The sequence below is a fragment of the Gemmatimonadaceae bacterium genome, from assembly GCA_035533755.1.
Lineage (GTDB): Bacteria > Gemmatimonadota > Gemmatimonadetes > Gemmatimonadales > Gemmatimonadaceae > JAGWRI01.
In genome coordinates, this window is the sequence record DATLTC010000037.1 from 1 (window position 1) to 17,119 (window position 17,119).

The window sequence follows — 17,119 nt, forward strand, 5'->3', positions numbered from 1 at the left end:
GCCTGGCGGTCGATGGACATGTTCTTGTGGAGCACCGCGATGCCGCCGGCGCGGGCCATCGCGATCGCCATGTCGCTCTCGGTGACCGTGTCCATGGCCGCCGCCACGAGCGGAACGTTCAGCTCGATGCCGCGGGTGAACCGGGACTTGAGCGAGACGTCCTTGGGATGGGTGAGCGAGTGCTGCGGCACCAGCAGCACATCGTCAAACGTGAGAGCCACGTCCTCGCGCACGCGCTGCGCACCGGTCCGTGGCTCCTCAAGACGCGAAGGCCCGCCTTCCGAACGATCCGGAGTCGCGGGCCGAGTGGTGGGTCGGGTTGTGGGCGGCATGGCGAAAGGTAGAAGAGGGCCAAAAACAGCGCAACGGCGAGCGGGCGCGGGGCGGAACCCGCGCCGTTCACGCCCGGCGCAGCTTCTTGAACCCACCCCGCCAGCCCTTGGGCAGGAAGAACACCGCCGCCGCGATCGCCGCCTCCACGTTCAACCCGTCCAGATCGTCCGGATCCCCGTGCCAGTGGTCGAGCAGCACCTCGGGACCCGCGCGGTCGAGCAGCCGCTCGAGGGCGAGCAGCAGGAAGAACACGTCGTCCACCTGCCCCAGGAAGGGAATGAAATCCGGAATCAGATCGATGGGCGACACGATGTACGCGAGCGCGCCGAGCACGAACGCCTTGTCCACCCGCGACACGCGGCGGTCGCCGAGCAGGCCCCAGAGCAGCCGCACGTACTGCGGCAGCTGCGCGATGTACCGCAGCACCGCGCGGCGGGCCCCCGTTCGCGGCGCGGCGCGAGTCATGCCGCCGGACCCGGCGGCGGCGCATCGGCCTCCGGAGGCGGCGCAGGCGGCGCAGGCGGCGCAGGCGGCGCGGCCGGCGCGGCCGGCGCGGGCGGCGCGCCCTCGGCGGGGCGCGGGGCGGCCGGCGCGGACGCCGTGGCCTGCTTGGCCACGTTCACCACGTCCGACGCCACCGACTTGCCGGCGGCCATGGCGCTGTTCAGCACGCCCGACGCCCGATTGAGAAAGCCCATCGTCTCGGCGATCACCGAGGCCGAGACGCGGCCGGCACGCAGCTTGTCCTCCACCGACTCGGTGAGCCGCGTGAACACGTTGGCGCCGGGCGACTGCCGTTCGGCGAATTTCGATTCGAGGAACTCGACGAAGTCGAGCACCTGGTATCCGCGCTCGTCGGAGAGGGCGTCGAGGCGCCGCAGGATGCGGTCGCGCAGATGTTCGTTCATGAAGGCTCCGTCCCGGAGGTGACTAGCCGCGCCAGCGCTTCCGCTCGCCGCGCGTGTCGATGTGTACGTAGGGCGTGGGATACCGCCGGCTGGTGTAGAGCCCGAGGCCACCCGTCAGTTCCGGATGCATCGCTTCCACCCGGTCCACGGCCTCGGCAATCGCCTGCACGTCGCGCGCGTCGATGCGACCGTCCCCGTTGGCGTCGAGCGCGATGTCGGCCGCGTCGCCGTACTGATGACGGCTGTCGTCGGCGGCGCGCGGCACCGTGCGATTGTACAGCGGCGTCCGGAAGCCGGAGTGGACGTCGAGGTCGAGGGCGATGGGGGTACTACGGCCCGTCGCGCGCTGCAGTTCCGCCAGCACCAACTCGATCTTGTCGAGCAATCGCGGACGCAGCGCCACGTATTTGGGCCACCGGTCCTGCTGCGCGTCGTGGGTGATGAAGTCGGACACCCGCAGGTGCGCGCTCACGGGCAGGTCCACGTCCTGGGGCTCCACGGCCAGGAACCCTTCCGGATGCGCGTCGCCCGCGTGCCGCTCCCCGCGGTAGGTCCCGATGCGATACCCGTTGATCTCCCCTCCCCGCTCCTCGTCGAACGGCACCATGACGGCCAGCGTCGGCGTGTCGAGCACAGTCTGCGCCGTGTCGCGCACCAGCGCCAGATGGTAGAACCCCGGCTTGGCGGGGGCGTACAACCGGGCACTGTCAAAGGGAAGCGAGTACACCGGAACCACGGTGTCGCCCACCGCCACCCATTCGTACCGGAGGCCGGCGGAGTCAGGGCCGATGTCCATCGGCATGCGCACCGGATCGCCGGGCAGCGCCACCGTCAGGTCCACGGAGTGGCTGATGCCGGCCGCTTCCGGCGTGGCGATGGCCGCCTCGGGCGCCGCCGGCCGCGGCAGCACCAGGGCGGCCACCGCAGTGGGGTAATTGAACGCGACGATGCTGGCAGCACCAACGAAGAGCAGTCCCAGGGTACGTACGCGCGCCCGCTTGGCGCGACGCGAATCGGATCGGGGTCTCTGGGGGGGCCTCGAAGGCATGCCGCTCCGGTTGTTGGGTGGTGTGGCGGGTGGTGCCTGAATCTAAGCCAGGCACCCGCATGCCAGTCATTACCAGCGGTTCTCGCCTGGGGTCCAAACCCGCCGGACCACATTTGGCTGACCGATCGATCAGCGTACGTCGCCTGGCCGGCGATCGGCATTTTGCCTCTCAGAGAGGCTCTGGGTCCGCCCCGCAGACTATTGCCAGCAACCGACTACTGACCGAATGGTCAGTCACCGCGAGCCGAGTGAGTGCGCCGGCGCGGGAATGGGCGCCGCGCCGTTACTTCGTGGTGATCGACACGACGTCCAGAATCGGCACCCCCGAAGGGTCGGCGCGGCCCGTGCGAACCTTGGCCGTTACCACCACGGTGGTGAGCGGCGCATAGGCCTTGGCCTTGGCCACCAGCGCCGGCGGGAGCGTGAGGTACAGCATCGCGTTCTCGTCGCCGGGCCCGCGGGCCAGGAGGTACGGCTCGTCGGGGCTCATGTCGTGGCGCAGCGGGTCGGCGGTCTGGAAGGCCAGCACGGTGACGGTCCAGCGCAGCAGCCGCCCAACGTACTGGTCGGGGTTGGCGCGCAGATCGGCCGCGCTCAACCGCGCCAGCGAACTGTCGGCGGCGGTGAGGTCACCTTCGCGCATCCACCCGTCCAGTTGGACGCGCACCCAGCCGCGATCGCGCGCCACGGGCGTGAGCACGGCGCCGTGCACCACGGTGGCCACGGCGGGGAGCCCCGGCGCGGCCGAGAGCGGGGCGCTCGTCACCGGAGTCACCGCGTCGCCGCTCACCGGGGTGGCGGCGGCCGGCGGCGGCGGGGTGTCGGACGGCGCGGCCGGGGGCGCCGATTTCTGCACCGGCTTCTGCACCGCGGGATCGCGGCGCGGCGCGGAGGGGAGTGCCGAGCGCCGGATCCATCCGGCCCGCTCCACCTCGGTCCAACTGCCGCCGCGTTTGACCACGTGCAGGCCCATGCCCTGATTCACCTCCGCCACGACGGAGGCCGAAGCCGACGCGCTGGTTCGGAGCCGCGCCCCCGACGTGGCCACGGTGGCTGGAAACGAGTCGCGCTTGCCGCTGAGCAGCGACGTGGCGATGTACCCATGGAGGGTGACCCGCACGTAGGCGCCCGACGACGCGATGGGCGCGAGCGTGGTGCCCTGGGCCAGGGTGGCCAGCTCGTGGGCGCCGGGCTCGGAGTACAGCACGGCCGGCGCGGTGATCGTCTGCGCGCGCGCCGGGACGACGGGCGCGACGAGGGCCGGAACCAGGAACAGGAGTGAACGAAGTCGCATCGCTTGGTTGGGACTATGTCGGCGCGTACATTTCGTGACCGCCGCGCCTGGTGTTCGAGTATGAAAGGTCTTGCGCGGCGGGGCAAGCGCCCAATCGGAGATTGATGCCCGCACACACCAAACGCCCCGTCGTCCTTGTGGTGCTCGACGGCTGGGGATATCGCGCCGAGACCGAGGGGAACGCGATCGCGCTGGCCCGCACGCCCACCTGGGACCGGCTCGTGGCGCGCTATCCGCGCACCCTGCTCGAGGCGTCGGGACTGGCCGTGGGCCTGCCCGAGGGGCAGATGGGCAACAGCGAGGTGGGGCATCTGAACCTCGGCGCCGGCCGCGTGGTGATGCAGGACATCGTCCGCATCTCGCAGGCGATCAAGGACGGCGCGTTCTTTCGCAACGAGTTCCTGCTCGACGCCTGCCGCCGGGCCAAGGCGTCGCCCCACGGCACGCTCCACCTCATGGGGCTCATCGGCGACGGCGGCGTGCACGCGCTCGATCAACACCTGTTCGCGCTCATCGATCTGGCCGAGCGCGAGGGGGTGCCGCGGGTGGCCATCCACGCGCTGCTCGACGGGCGCGACACGCTCCCCCGCTCGGCGCTGGGCTTCATGCAGCAGTTGCTGGCGCGAGCCGGCGCTCGGGCCCAGGTGGCGAGCCTCGGCGGGCGCTACTTCGGCATGGACCGCGACCAGCGGTGGCCGCGCACCGAGCTGTGGTACCGGGCCGCGGTGGAGGGCACCGGTCCCGCCGCCGCCGACCCGCTGGCGGTGATCCGCGCCGCGTACGAGCGGGACGAGACCGACGAGTTCATCACGCCGACGACGATCGTCCGCGACGGCGCGCCCGTGGCGCCGATCCGCGACGGCGACGCCGTGATCTGCTTCAACTACCGCGCCGACCGCATGCGCCAGATCGTGCGCACCCTCACCGTGCCCTCGTTCGACGGGTTTGCGATCGCCCACCGTCCCGCGGTGTATCTGGTGACGATGACGCAATACGACCAGACCTTCACCGCCCCGATGGCGTTCGCGCCGCGCTCGCTCGTGAACATCGTGGGCGAGGTGATTTCCGATGCCGGCATGACGCAGTTCCGCACGGCGGAAACCGAGAAGTACGCGCACGTGACCTACTTCTTCAACGGGGGCCGCGAGACGCCGTTTCCCGGCGAGGAGCGGTTGCTCGTGCCCAGCCAGAAGGTGGCCACGTACGACCTCGCGCCCGAGATGAGCGCACGCGGCGTGACCGACGTGCTGTGCGGCGCGGTGGAGGGGCGCGACCACGACTTCATTCTCTGCAACTACGCCAACAGCGACATGGTGGGGCACACCGGCTCGCTCCCGGCCACGATCATCGCCGTGGAGACGGTGGACGCGTGTCTGGCGCGCCTGGTCGCGGCGGCCGAACGGGCCGGCGCCCGGCTGCTCGTCACCGCCGACCACGGCAACTGCGAGCAGATGATCGACCCCGGGACGGGTGGGCCGCACACCGCCCACACCACCAATCCGGTACCTCTGGTGGCCGTGGATGCCGGCCAGAGCGCCCCCGTGCACGGCGCCGCCCCCCTTCGTTCGGGTGGCGCGTTGTGCGATGTTGGGCCTACCCTTCTCACGATGCTCGGGCTGGAACCGCCGCCCGAGATGACCGGGAAGGACCTTCGACAGACGGGAGTCAATTCGTGAAGCGCCTGTTCACCGCCCTCTTGCTGGTTGCCACCGCCGCCACGGCCCGCGCGCAGCAGGTGGGCTACGCGCCCTCGCGCAGTCCGTTCCGCGACGTGGACAACACCATGGAGTACTCGTTCTCGATGGGGCGCTTCTCCGCGGGCTCCGACCCGGCGGGCGTCGCGCCGCAGGGCGGGCCCGAGTTCAGCTTCCTGTACGGTTGGCACGCCGTGGGACCGCTCTTCCTCACCTCGTCGTTGTCGCGCATCAGCTCGGTGCGGCAGGTGGTGGACCCCGCCCGCGCGGCGGCGGTCCGCACCCTGGGCACGGCCTACTGGCCGCTCTACGCGGTGGATGGCGCCATGGCGCTGTCGCTCACCGGCGACCGCACGTTCCACGACGTCATGCCGCTGCTCAATCTCGGCATGGGGATCATCTCCGACCGCCACACGCAGAGCGACATCGGCGATTTCCAGTTCGGCACGCGGTTCGAATTCGTGTGGGGCGCGACGGTCCGCTGGATCCCCGCCAAGCGCTGGGCGCTGCGCGCCGATCTGAACAACCACTTCTACTCGATGGGCTATCCGCAGACGTACTACGTGGCCGCCAAGGACGGCACCACGACGGTGCCCACGCAGCAGTCCAAGTCGTTCTGGCGGAACAATCCGTCGTTGACGATCGGGATCTCGTACCTGTTCTCGCACTGATCGCGTGCGATGGCGATCGCCTACCTCACCCGCCGCGTCACCTTCGCCGCCGCCCATCGGTATCGCCTGCCCGAACTGAGCGACGCCGAGAACGAACGCCGGTTCGGCCTCTGCGCGCGCCCCAACTTCCACGGCCACACGTACACCTGTGACGTGACGGTGCGCGGCCCGATCGAGCACCGCACGGGGATGATCATGGACCTGGCCGACCTCGACCGGGTGCTCGAGCGCGACGTGCGGGCGCGGTTCGACCACGCGAACCTCAACCTCGACATCCCCGAGTTCGCCGAGGGCGCGCTCGTGCCCACGGGCGAGAACCTGGCGCGGCACATCTTCGACGCGGTGCAGCGCGGCATCGGCACGGCGGCCGCCGTGTGCGAGGTGCGCGTGGCCGAAGACACCACGCTGAGCGCCGTGTACCGCGGCGAGTAGCGCGCGCCGGCCATGCCCGTTGCCGCTCCCGTCCCGGTGGGCGTGATCCTCGCCGGTGGGGAGAGCACGCGGTTCGGCAGCCCCAAGGGGCTGGCCCGGGTGGGCGGCGCGCGCATCATCGACCGGGTGGCCGATGCGCTGCGCGCCGTGTCGGCCGACCTGCTGCTCGTGGCCAACGATCCCGACGCGGACCGCTGGCTGCCCGGCGTGCCGCGGATTGCCGACCGCGTGGCCGGCGGCGGCGGGTTGAGCGGCGTGCACGCGGCGCTGGCGCACACCCGCCGACCGGTGCTGGTGGTGGCGTGGGACATGCCCTTCGTGACGCCGGCGCTGCTCGACGCGCTGGCCCGGCGGTGCGCGGCCGACGCCGCCGACGCCTGCGTGCCGGACAGCGCGTCGCCGGTGGGCATGGAACCGTTCTGCGCCTGTTACGCGCCGTCGTGCCTGCCGTGGCTCGAGCGGGCGCTGCGCGCCGGCGAGACGGGTGGCGCGCGGTTCGCGCGGTCGTTGCCGCGGCTGGCCCGGCTCACCGCGGCCGAGACGGCGGAATTCGGCCCGGCGGCGCGGCTCTTCTTCGGCGTGAACACCGGCGACGATCTGGCGCGCGCCCAGGCGTTGGCCGCGGAATCGCAGTAGCTTCTCCCGCACGATGCGATCCACGCGACGGGTTCTCGCTCGGTGGCGATGGAGCGCCGCGGTCGTCGCCGCGGCGAGCGCGGGCTGCGCGCGCCCGGGCGGCGCGCCGGCGCCGGCCCGCGAGGGGCGGGCCGCGTTCCGGCACGCGGTGGACTCGCTGGTCGATCTTCCCGCGTTCCGGAACGCGCATCTGGGCGTGTTGGTGGTGGACCCCGAGCGCGGCGACACGATCTACTCGCACGACGCGGGCAAGCTGTTCCTCCCGGCGTCCAACATGAAGCTGGTGACGAGTTCGGTGGCCATCGCCCGGCTCGGACTCGACTATCGCTGGGTGACCACCGTGGCGGCGCGCGGTCCGGTGCGCGACGGCACGGTGGAGGGCGACCTGCTGGTGTTCGGCCGCGGCGATCCCACGGTGAGCAACCGCATGCGCGGCGACGCGATGCGCCCGCTGCGCGACATCGCCGATTCCCTCTACGCGCGGGGCATTCGCCGCGTGACCGGCGGCGTGGTGCTGGGGGCCGACGTGTTTCCCGGGCCGACGATCGGGTTCGGCTGGTCGTGGGACGATCTCGACGATCCCGACGGCGCGGCGGTGGACGAACTGCTGTTCAACGACGGCTTCGGCGTGATCCACGTGCGCGGCGGCGATCGGCCCGGCGTCGCGCCGAGCGTGGCAACGACGCCCGCGCGCACGTACCCGCCGGTGCGCGTGGCGGCGCGCACGTTGGACGCCGCCGATACCGCGGGCTTGCGCGCGCGGCCGCTGCGCGTCGCGCGGGATACGGCGCGGGGCGTCTTCGTGGTGCGCGGCACGATCGCCGCGCGCGACACGGCCTCGCTCGCCGTCACCTTCCCGGATCCCGACGGCGCGTACCTGGCGGCGCTGCGCGAAGCCCTGCAGGACCGCGGGATCGGCGTGGACGGCCGCCGCGTGGATGCCACGGGGGCGGTGGACTCGCTCGTCCGCATCGTGTCGCCGCCGCTGCGCGACGTGTTGCCGGCGATGCTCAAGCCGTCGCAGAACCAGATGGCCGAGATGCTGCTGCGCACGCTGGCGCTGGTCGAGACGGGGGTGGGGCGCGCCGACAGCGCGCGCCGCGTGGAGACCGCGCAACTCGAAGCCTGGGGCGCCGCGCCCGACGGATTCGTGCTGCGCGACGGCAGCGGCATGGCGCGCTACGACTATCTCAGCCCCGAGACGGTGGTCCACGTGCTCGACGCGATGCGCCGTTCGCCGGCGTTCGACGCCTTCTACGCGGCGCTCCCGATCGCCGGGGTGGACGGCACGCTCCGCGCGCGCATGCGGGGCACGCCGGCCGAGGGCAACGTGCACGCCAAGACGGGCTCGCTGGCCAACACGCGGTCGCTGTCGGGCTATGCCACCACGCGCGACGGCCGCCGCGTGATCTTCAGCGTGCTCTGCAACAACTGGACGGCGCCGCCGGCACTGGTGCTCGCGGTGGAAGACTCGATCGCGGCCCGCGTGGCCGCGCTCCGGCTGCGCTGAGCCGTGCACACGGTACGCGACGCGGCGCTGGCGATCGTGGGGGCGATGGCGACGCTGCCCGCCGAATCGGTGGGCGTGCGCGAGGCGCTCGACCGCGTGCTCGCCGAAGACGTGGTTTCACCGGTCGACCTTCCGCCGTGGGACAACGCGTCGATGGACGGGTACGCGGTGCGCGCCGCCGATGTGCGCGGCGCGTCGCGCGCGGCGCCGGTGGCGCTGGTCGTGGTGGGGACGATCGCCGCCGGCGCCCGCGCGAGCCGGCCGCTCGGCGCCGGCGAGGCGTATCGCATCATGACTGGCGCCCCGCTGCCCGCGGGCGCCGACGGCGTGGTGCGCGTGGAGGACAGCGACGCGGGCACGGAGCGCGTGGTCCTGTTCGACGACCGCGATGCGGGACGCAACGTGCGACCCCGCGGCGAGGATCTGGCCGCGGGAGCGCTGGCGGTGGCGCGCGGCACGCGTCTGGGACCGGCGCACCTCGGCGTGCTCGTCTCGGTGGGGCGGGCCGTGCTGCCGGTGGCGCGGCGGCCGCGCGTGGCGATTCTCGCCACGGGCGACGAGCTCGTGGACGTGGACCGATTCGACGAGGTGGTGCGCGGCGAGCGGATCGTCACCTCCAACAGCTACACGCTCGAGGCGATGGTGCGCCGGGCCGGCGGCGTCCCCGTGCCGCTGGGCCTGGTGCGCGACGATCCCGACGCCCTGCGCGCGTGCCTCCTGGCCGCGCCGCCGCACGACCTGCTACTCACGTCGGGCGGCATCTCGGTGGGCGCGTTCGATCACACCCGCCGCGTGCTGGCCGACCTCGGCGCCACGCTCGACTTCTGGCGCGTGAAGATCCGCCCGGGCGCGCCGCTGGGGTTCGGGAGTTGGCGCGGCGTGCCGTGGATCGGGCTGCCGGGCAATCCGGTGTCCACGATGGTGACCAGCGAACTGTTCGTGCGGCCGGCGCTGCGACGGATGCAGGGGATGACGCGGCCGTACGCGGGCACCGTGCCGGTGCGCGTGGCCGAGCGCGTGACCACGGGGGCCGCGCTCACCCACTTCCTGCGGGCGGTGGTTGCGTCGGCGGCCGACGGCGTGCTCGAAGCTCGCCTCACCGGACCGCAGGGATCGGGGCTGCTCACGAGCATGGCGCGGGCCAACGCGCTGCTCGTGCTGCCGGAGCACCGCCAGGACGTGGCGGCCGGCGAGATGGCGCGCGCGCTCCTGCTCGGCGACGACGCGCTCGCCGCGGAGGCGCCGGAGTTCTAGTCCGTCCCGGACTTTCGATGGAGGAGATGCGAAGCGGGCCGGGCGCTGTGCGCCCGGCCCGCTCCGTCGCGTCAACCGCGGTCGGTCAGTTACAGACCGGCTCGCCCTCGCCCGCCGTGCTCACGAGCGGGTTGGTGGTGTTGACCGCGATCGCGCAGGTGTGGCCGGCCAGCTGGCTGTGCGTGACCGTGGCCGACCAGTAGCCGGCGCCCGTCGCGATCACCGGCGTGTTCACGCCCGTGGACTGCTTGAAGTTGATCGCGCTCAGGTCGGTGGAGTACTTGGACGAATCCGAGAAGAAGGCCTCTTCCGCGGTCACCATGTTGCGGAGGTCCGACTTCATGGCCGTGACGTACGCCTTGTCCTTGGTGTTCGCGAACTTCGGGATCGCGATCGCGGCCAGGATGCCGATGATCACGACGACGATGAGCAGTTCGATGAGCGTGAAGCCTTTGCGATTTCTCAACATGGTTCCGTCCCGTGGTGGAGGAGATGACACTGGCGTGTCTTGTGTACGGTCTCCCATTGGGCACGGATGGTGCCATGCCGGTCCGGCACCACACCATGTGCCCGTACAACGGGTTACGGGTCTCATTAAGATGTCACAAACGGCGGACCACTGGTGATGTGCAAGACGCATCGCGAAATGCCGGAGTGCGGAGCCGGCCGCCGGGGCCGGCAGGGGACCGATCATGGGCCGCCGGCGCATTAAGAATTAGTGAATATCACCCTGGGTGGCGGATGCACGACGGGGGAGCGGCACCGCCGCCCCCCCGTCGCGTCCCCCCACGTGCCTACTCAGTTACAGACCGGCTCGCCCTCGCCCGCCGTGCTGACGAGCGGGTTGGTGGTGTTGACCGCGATCGCGCAGGTGTGGCCAGCCAGCTGGCTGTGCGTGACCGTGGCCGACCAGTAGCCGGCGCCCGTCGAGATCACCGGCGTGTTCACGCCCGTCGACTGGCGGAAGTTCATCGAGCTCAGATCGGTGGTGTAGGCGGACGAATCGGAGAAGAAGGCCTCTTCCGCGGTCACCATGTTGCGGAGGTCGGACTTCATGGCCGTGATGTACGCCTTGTCCTTGGTGTTCGCGAACTTGGGGATCGCGATCGCGGCCAGGATGCCGATGATCACGACGACGATCAGAAGTTCGATGAGCGTGAAGCCCTTGCGATTTCTCAACATGTTCCTTCCCGAGAGAGAGGCCGAAGTCTGGGTGCGTCCCTTACGGCCTTCCCACCGTGCACGGCCCGTGCCGCGGCGCGCCGGGGCGGCGCAACCACGCCGTTCACGGGTTTATGAGAAGTATAAAGTCGCTACAAAGACACCGGTTCCGCGTTGTGCAAGACGCCACGGCGTTTTGCGGGCGGGCGGGACGCCGCGGCGCGCCACGGCGGGCATTAAGACGATGTCAATCTTCCGGCCACGACCTCGGCGATGTCGACCACCTGGACGTCGGAGTCGCGCGACCGCACGCTGTCGTGCATCATCGTCATGCAGAACGGGCAGGCGACGGCGATCGTGTCGGCGCCCGTGGCCAGCAGCTCGTCGGTGCGCTCGGCGTTGATCCGCTTGCCGGTGCGCTCTTCCATGAACATGCGACCGCCGCCGGCGCCGCAGCACAGGCCACGGTCGCGGGTGCGTTCGGGCTCCACGAGCTTCGCGATCGGCAGCGCCCGCCGGAGCGTCTCGCGCGGCGCATCGTACACGTCGTTGTAGCGGCCCAGGTAACACGAATCGTGATAGGCCACGGTGAGCGCCTTGCCGTCGTCGGTGGCCAGCGGCACCCGGTGCTGCTCCAGCAGGCGCTCGATGTACGTGGAATGATGGATCACGTCGTACATCCCGCCGAGCTGCGGGAACTCGTTGCCGATCTGATGGAAGCAGTGGGGGCAGCTGGTGACGATCGTCCGCACCTCGTAGCGGTCGAGTGTCTCGATCGCATTCTTGGCCAGCATCTGATACAGATACTCGTTGCCCATGCGCCGCGCCGGATCGCCGTGGCAACTCTCCTCCTGCCCCAGGATCGCGAAGTCGATGCCGCACGCCTGGAGGATGCGCGCGAAGGCGACCGTGGTCTTCTTGGCGCGGTCGTCGAACGAGCCCATGCATCCCACCCAGAACAGCACCTGCGGCCGGTGCCCGCGGGCGAACGCCTCGGCCATCGTCGGGATGTGCATCCCCTCGGCCCACTGCGCGCGGTCGGCGGGGCTGAACGCCCACGGCGACCCGTTGCGCTCCATCGACTCGAACGCCGGCTGCAGCTCCTCGGGAAAGCGCGACTCCGACAGCACGAGGTAGCGCCGCATCTCGTTGATGATGTCCAGTTGGTCGATGGACACCGGACACTCCTGCACGCACGCCCGGCAACTGGTGCACGCCCAGAGTTCCTCGTCGGTGATGTAGTCGCCGAGGAGCTGCCGCTGCCCCGCCCCGCCGGCCGCCACGCCGTCGTCGCGCAGCACGCCCAGCCCACCCACCGATTCCATGAGCCGCTGCCGCGTGTTGATCACGATCTTCCGCGGGCTGAGCAGCTTGCCGGTGATGTTCGCCGGGCAGACCGACGTGCACCGCCCGCACTCGGTGCACGAGTACCCGTCGAGCAGGTTCTTCCACGTGAGCTGGGCCACGTCGGCGGCGCCGAACTGCTCCACGTCGGCCTCGAGATCCATGGCCCGCATCACGCCCTTCTGGCCCGGCCCGCTCGTGTTGGAGAAGAACACGTTGAACAGCGACGTCACCACGTGCAGGTGCTTGGAGTACGGCAGGTAGTTGAGGAAGAACAGCACCAGCAGCACGTGCAGCCACCAGTTCACGTGCGACACGGCGTGCGCCGTGGCCGGCGATACCCCCGCGAACACCAGCGCCAGCGCCCGCGACACCAGCTTCTCGCGGCCCAGGGCCGCCGGATCGGCCACGCCGGCGAACGCATTCATGGCCAGCAGCGTGACCATGAGCGCCCCGATCATGCCGAGAATGAAGTACGCGTCGCCGTGGTGCGTGTGGTCGCCGTCCAGCCGCCGCGGGTGGAGCACCAGCCGGCGGAAGAACGCGAAGCCCACGGCGGCCAGCACGAGCAGCGCGAAGGCGTCCTGCGAGAACGAGTAGAACAGGTACACCGGGTGCGGCAGCAGGCGATCGTACGAGAAGCCGGGCACGATCCCCTGGATGATCAGCTCGACGGTGCCTGCCGTGAGCACCAGGAAGCCCCAGAAGATGCCGGCGTGCATGGGGCCGGCCACCGGATCGCGGAGGATCTTGACCTGCGCGATGCCGATCCGCAGCACGTTCCACGCCCGCTGCCAGGGGTGGTCCAACCGCCCGTCCGCCTTGCCGATGCGCAGGTACTGCACCAGGCGCTGCACGTTCAGCGAGAAGAACCCCGCCGCGAGCACCAGCACCAAGAGGAAGATCATGCGTTCCGCGGACATGAACCACACTCCGAGCGGACGTGGAAAACGAGAGCCCGCGGGGAAGCTAGTTCGCCGCGGGCTCCGGATACAAGAATGAATCCCCCACGATTCAGTGCGATTTCCTGGCTTCGCGCACCGCGGCCGTGAGCACCGGCACGATCTCCAGCGCGTCGCCCACGATCCCGTAGTCGGCCACCTTGAAGATCGGCGCTTCGGCGTCCTTGTTGATCGCCACGATCGTCTTCGAGGTGCGCATGCCGGCCAGATGCTGGATGGCCCCCGAGATGCCCACCGCCACGTACAGATCGGGACTCACCAGCCGCCCGGTCTGCCCGATCTGGTCGCTGTGCGGACGCCACCCGTCGTCGGTCACGGCGCGCGTGGCGCCCACGGCCGCGTTCCCGAACGCGTCGGCCAGGTCTTCCACCAGCTTGAAGTTCTCGGCCGCCTTGAGCCCGCGACCGCCCGAGATCACCACCGGCGCGTCGCCCAGATCGAGCTTGGCCCCCGTGCCCACCACCAGCGCGGTGACCTTCACGCGCGACGCCGCCGGATCCGTTGCCGGCGCGATCGTCTCCGCCCGCAGCGCTTTCGCGCGCACCACCGGCGTCACGGCGTTCGGACGCACGCTCACCACCACGGGGGTGCCGGTGGCCTTCAACGTCGCCACCAGCTTGGCGGTGTACGTGGGGTGCGTGACCACCACCGCCGCCCCGGACAGCGCCACCGTCAGCGCGTCGGACAGCAGCGGGGCGTTGATCTTGGCCGCGACACGGGGCGCCAGATCCTTGCCCTGCGCAGATGCGCTGAGCAGGATCACCGCGTACCCGCTGCCGGCGCGGGCCGCGATCGTGGCCGCCATCGATTCCGCGTCGGCCTTGTCGTACGCGGCGTGCTCGCACACGATCACCGTGTCGGCGCCGTGCTGCGCCAGCGGCTCCACCTTGGCGGCCATGCCCGGCGGGCCGAACACCAGCACGTGCACCTCGCCGCCCGCCGAGTCGGCCAGCGCGCGCGCCGCCGTCACCACTTCGAGGGCCACCTTGCGCAGCTCGCCGCCGCGCGTCTCCGCTACCGCGAGAACGTTCGCCATCAGAGCACCTTCGCTTCGGTCTGGAGAAGACGCACCAGCTCGGGCACGGCATCGGGGCCCGTGCCGATGATGCGGCCCGCCGGACGCTCCGCGGGCAACTCCATCTTCTCGACGGTCACCCGCACCTCGCCCAGCTGCGCCGGCCTCACGTCGAGCGGCTTCTTCTTGGCCGCCATGATTCCCTTGAGCGACGGATACCGCGGCCGCGCGATGCCCTCGTCGATCGTCACCACCGCGGGGAGCGGAAATTCCAGCAGCTCGGCCGCCCCTTCCAGCTCGCGGCGCGCCACCGCCTTGCCGCCCGCGAACTCGAGCTTCGACGCCGCGGTGAGGCAGGGCAGACCAAGCAGCTCGGCGGTCATCGGGCCACCGCCGCCGGTCATCGCATCCAGCGAGTGCTTGCCGAACAGGATGAGCTCGTAGCCGCCGTCCTTCAGCTCGGCGGCCAGTGCCCGCGCGATGGCCAGCGAATCGGCCGGCACGCGGTCGGCCTTGAGCTGCACGCCGCGATCGGCGCCCATGCTCAGCGCCTTGCGGATGGTCTCCTGGACCACGTCCGGTCCCAGGCAGATCACGGTGGTCTCGCCCGAGCCCGCCTTCTCGTTGATCTGGAGGGCCACTTCCACGGCGTACGCGTCGAAGTCGCTGAGGTCGAACTTGAGCCCGGTCTCGTCGATGCTGGTGCCGTTGGCGGCTACCTTGAAACGCGACTCCATGTCCGGGACGCGTTTGATGCAGACGGCGATTTTCACTGCCCGTCCTCGTATGTGAAAAGATTCACATACAAGATAGCCGGTGGCGAAGGGGGTTCAAGCAGGGATGCCGGAGCCCCCCGCGGCCGCTATGCCGCGACGACGGCGGGCTGCCGGCGCAGATAGGCGGCGAAGGCGACGCCCACCACGACCATGCCCGCGCACAGCAGCTGTCCGGCGCTGAACGGACCGAGGACGAACCCGAGTTGCGGGTCCGGCTGCCGCGTGAATTCGATGCAGAAGCGGATCACGCCATAGCCGATGAGAAACGCGGCGGACAGCACGCCGGGACGGTACCAGCCGCGCGCGAGGGAGCGCCGCTCGATCCAGAACAGGATCGCGGCAAGGACGAGCCCCTCGCCGACCGCCTCGTACAACTCCGATGGATGGCGCGGGATGTGCAGCGGATCGGTGGGAAAGATCATCCCCCACGGCAGACTCGTGGCCCGCCCGTACAGTTCGGCGTTGAAGAAGTTGCCCAGGCGTCCGAAGAACAGGCCCGGCGTGCCGGCCAGCGCCAACGTGTCGGTCACCGTGAGGAACGCGAGGGCGCGACGCCGCGCGAAGATCGCCGTCGCGGCCACCATGCCGATCACGGCGCCGTGGAACGACAGCCCGCCCTGCCAGACGGCGAAGAAGGCGAACGGATGCCCGAAGTAGTGGCCCGGCTCGTAGACCGCGGCATACATGAGCCTCGCGCCGAGCAGCATGCCGATCATCATGTAGCCGATGAAGGCGTCGAGGTCCGCCGCCGACAGCTTGACGAGGCCGCGGGCGGCACGCCGGGCGGCGATCTTGGCGCCCAGGATGTAGCCCACCACGTACATGATCCCGTACCAGCGCACCGCAAAGGGTCCGATCCGGAACAGGATGGGGTGGATGGGCGGGTAAGGAATCGACATTCCATGGGTACCCGGGCGGCGGAACTTGGTTCATGCGGGCATCGGCAACCGCTCCGGCGCGCGCCCCCACTTTGCGCCTTCGCGCTGCAGTCAGGGCAGACGCATCCCGCGTGCCGGAAGGGCGAACACTCCCCCGGTGGCGCTCAGCCCCAGCCAACCGGCCGCCGCGCGGTCGCCGGCCACCGTGGGCACGAGGTCGGGCGCCGCCGCGCACGCGTTGCTCACCGTGGTTGTGATCGTGGCCAGGAACGTCACGACCTGCGCATGGTCCACAAGCAGCGTGGCGGTGAGCGTGTCCACGCCGGCGCCGTTGGGGAGTTGATAGTTGACCGCCGAGAGGCCGGTCGAATCGGTGGTGAGCACGGACACGTTGTGGCTTCCCGGACCGCCCGCCTGCGCCCACCGCACCGATGCGCCCGGTGCGCCGTTGCCGAAGACGTCGGCCGCGCGGACCGCGAGGGGAACTTTGAGCACCGCACAGGCGGTGTCGGCCTGGCCGTCCCCCGACACCTTGAGCAACTGGGTGGCGACACCGGCCACGGCGTTCTCCGTCACGAATACCGAGAGCGCGCCGGACGTTGCGCTGAACGTCTCGGGGCCGGGCGTGGTGCCCAGCGTCATCGCCGTGGTGGCCTCACCGCCCTGGTTGGTCACCGCCGTGAGCGGATTCACCGATCCTCCCGCCGACGACGAGGCGAATTGGATCGCGGCGCCGGCAACCGGTTGGCCGAGAGCATCCGTGGCCCGCACCCGGAGCGCCACGTGCAGCGTGGACCCCACCGCCCCCGACTGCCCGTCGCCCGTGATGACCTTGAGGTTGCCCGCCCCGCGCGCGAACGCGCTGGCCGAAAACACGACGCTCGCGGTGGTCCCGGACAGCGCCGCCTGCACGCTGTCGGTGCGCGTGCTGCCGCTCAGCGTGTACGTGGCGCTGGCGTCGCCCGACGCGTCGGTGGTGGACGTTGCCGTCGAGAGCTGGCCGGTGCCGCCGATGACGCTCCACGCGACGGTGGCGCCGGGGGCCGCGTTGCCAAAGGCGTCGGTCACCTTGACGACGAATGGCGCAAGCGTCCGGCCCACGCTGTCGGCCTGGGCGTCGCCGCTCACTTTCGCGATCGTCGCGGGCACTGCCGTGGCGGTGGCCGAGATGGCGGCGGCCGCCAGGCCGGGCGCCGACGCCGA

At 70.8% G+C, this 17,119-nt stretch carries 18 protein-coding genes; 6 read left to right on the forward strand and 12 right to left on the reverse strand.

Annotation, left to right across the window (positions count from 1 at the left end; genetic code table 11):
* The 5 genes from VNE60_05935 to VNE60_05955 all read right to left on the reverse strand — a co-directional run.
* Window positions 1–221, reverse strand: a 221-nt coding sequence (locus VNE60_05935) for an IMP dehydrogenase (GenBank protein ID HVB31051.1), incomplete at its 3' end; no start/stop codon positions are given.
* A 178-nt stretch (window positions 222–399) separates the two neighbouring features.
* A complete protein-coding gene (locus VNE60_05940) occupies window positions 400–798 on the reverse strand; it encodes a YkvA family protein (protein ID HVB31052.1) in 399 nt (132 codons plus the stop codon).
* On the reverse strand, window positions 795–1,241 hold the full coding sequence (locus tag VNE60_05945; protein ID HVB31053.1) for a hypothetical protein: 447 nt from the start codon (window positions 1,239–1,241) through the stop codon (window positions 795–797). The genes VNE60_05940 and VNE60_05945 overlap by 4 nt, the downstream gene beginning before the upstream one ends.
* A 22-nt stretch (window positions 1,242–1,263) precedes the next feature.
* Window positions 1,264–2,163, reverse strand: a complete 900-nt coding sequence (locus VNE60_05950; GenBank protein HVB31054.1) for a D-Ala-D-Ala carboxypeptidase family metallohydrolase — start codon at window positions 2,161–2,163, stop codon at window positions 1,264–1,266.
* A gap of 409 nt (window positions 2,164–2,572) precedes the next feature.
* Entirely contained in the window at window positions 2,573–3,583 is a 1,011-nt protein-coding gene (locus VNE60_05955) for an SH3 domain-containing protein (protein HVB31055.1), read from the reverse strand.
* A gap of 104 nt (window positions 3,584–3,687) precedes the next feature.
* Here VNE60_05955 and gpmI point away from each other — a divergent pair, with 104 nt between their 5' ends.
* The 6 genes from gpmI to glp are packed head-to-tail and all read left to right on the forward strand — an operon-like array spanning window position 3,688 to window position 9,780.
* Window positions 3,688–5,259 carry a 2,3-bisphosphoglycerate-independent phosphoglycerate mutase gene (gene gpmI, locus VNE60_05960; GenBank protein HVB31056.1) on the forward strand — a complete coding sequence of 524 codons (1,572 nt, stop codon included), beginning with the start codon at window positions 3,688–3,690 and terminating at the stop codon, window positions 5,257–5,259.
* Window positions 5,256–5,948 (forward strand): hypothetical protein, encoded by a 693-nt coding sequence (locus VNE60_05965; GenBank protein HVB31057.1) that lies wholly within the window; start codon window positions 5,256–5,258, stop codon window positions 5,946–5,948. Before gpmI ends, VNE60_05965 begins: the two co-directional genes overlap by 4 nt.
* Window positions 5,949–5,957: 9 nt before the next feature.
* Window positions 5,958–6,380 carry a 6-carboxytetrahydropterin synthase gene (locus VNE60_05970; GenBank protein ID HVB31058.1) on the forward strand — a complete coding sequence of 141 codons (423 nt, stop codon included), beginning with the start codon at window positions 5,958–5,960 and terminating at the stop codon, window positions 6,378–6,380.
* A 12-nt stretch (window positions 6,381–6,392) separates the two neighbouring features.
* Entirely contained in the window at window positions 6,393–7,016 is a 624-nt protein-coding gene (locus tag VNE60_05975) for a molybdenum cofactor guanylyltransferase (GenBank protein ID HVB31059.1), read from the forward strand.
* A gap of 13 nt (window positions 7,017–7,029) precedes the next feature.
* Entirely contained in the window at window positions 7,030–8,526 is a 1,497-nt protein-coding gene (dacB, locus tag VNE60_05980; GenBank protein HVB31060.1) for a D-alanyl-D-alanine carboxypeptidase/D-alanyl-D-alanine-endopeptidase, read from the forward strand.
* Window positions 8,527–8,529: 3 nt separating this feature from the next.
* Entirely contained in the window at window positions 8,530–9,780 is a 1,251-nt protein-coding gene (gene glp, locus VNE60_05985; GenBank protein ID HVB31061.1) for a gephyrin-like molybdotransferase Glp, read from the forward strand.
* Between the two features lie 85 nt (window positions 9,781–9,865).
* On the opposite strand, the gene VNE60_05990 is transcribed toward glp, so the two are convergent.
* The 7 genes from VNE60_05990 to VNE60_06020 all read right to left on the reverse strand — a co-directional run.
* Window positions 9,866–10,249 (reverse strand): prepilin-type N-terminal cleavage/methylation domain-containing protein, encoded by a 384-nt coding sequence (locus tag VNE60_05990; protein HVB31062.1) that lies wholly within the window; start codon window positions 10,247–10,249, stop codon window positions 9,866–9,868.
* A gap of 329 nt (window positions 10,250–10,578) precedes the next feature.
* Window positions 10,579–10,962, reverse strand: coding sequence for a prepilin-type N-terminal cleavage/methylation domain-containing protein (locus tag VNE60_05995; GenBank protein ID HVB31063.1), 384 nt, complete (start codon window positions 10,960–10,962; stop codon window positions 10,579–10,581).
* Window positions 10,963–11,177: 215 nt separating this feature from the next.
* A complete protein-coding gene (locus tag VNE60_06000; GenBank protein HVB31064.1) occupies window positions 11,178–13,208 on the reverse strand; it encodes a (Fe-S)-binding protein in 2,031 nt (676 codons plus the stop codon).
* Window positions 13,209–13,299: 91 nt separating this feature from the next.
* A complete protein-coding gene (locus VNE60_06005) occupies window positions 13,300–14,283 on the reverse strand; it encodes an electron transfer flavoprotein subunit alpha/FixB family protein (protein HVB31065.1) in 984 nt (327 codons plus the stop codon).
* Complete coding sequence (locus tag VNE60_06010; protein ID HVB31066.1) at window positions 14,283–15,035, reverse strand: electron transfer flavoprotein subunit beta/FixA family protein; 753 nt, start codon at window positions 15,033–15,035, stop codon at window positions 14,283–14,285. The genes VNE60_06005 and VNE60_06010 overlap by 1 nt, the downstream gene beginning before the upstream one ends.
* 89 nt (window positions 15,036–15,124) lie before the next feature.
* On the reverse strand, window positions 15,125–15,937 hold the full coding sequence (lgt, locus tag VNE60_06015) for a prolipoprotein diacylglyceryl transferase (protein ID HVB31067.1): 813 nt from the start codon (window positions 15,935–15,937) through the stop codon (window positions 15,125–15,127).
* Between the two features lie 90 nt (window positions 15,938–16,027).
* Window positions 16,028–17,119, reverse strand: a 1,092-nt coding sequence (locus VNE60_06020; protein HVB31068.1) for an Ig-like domain-containing protein, incomplete at its 5' end; no start/stop codon positions are given.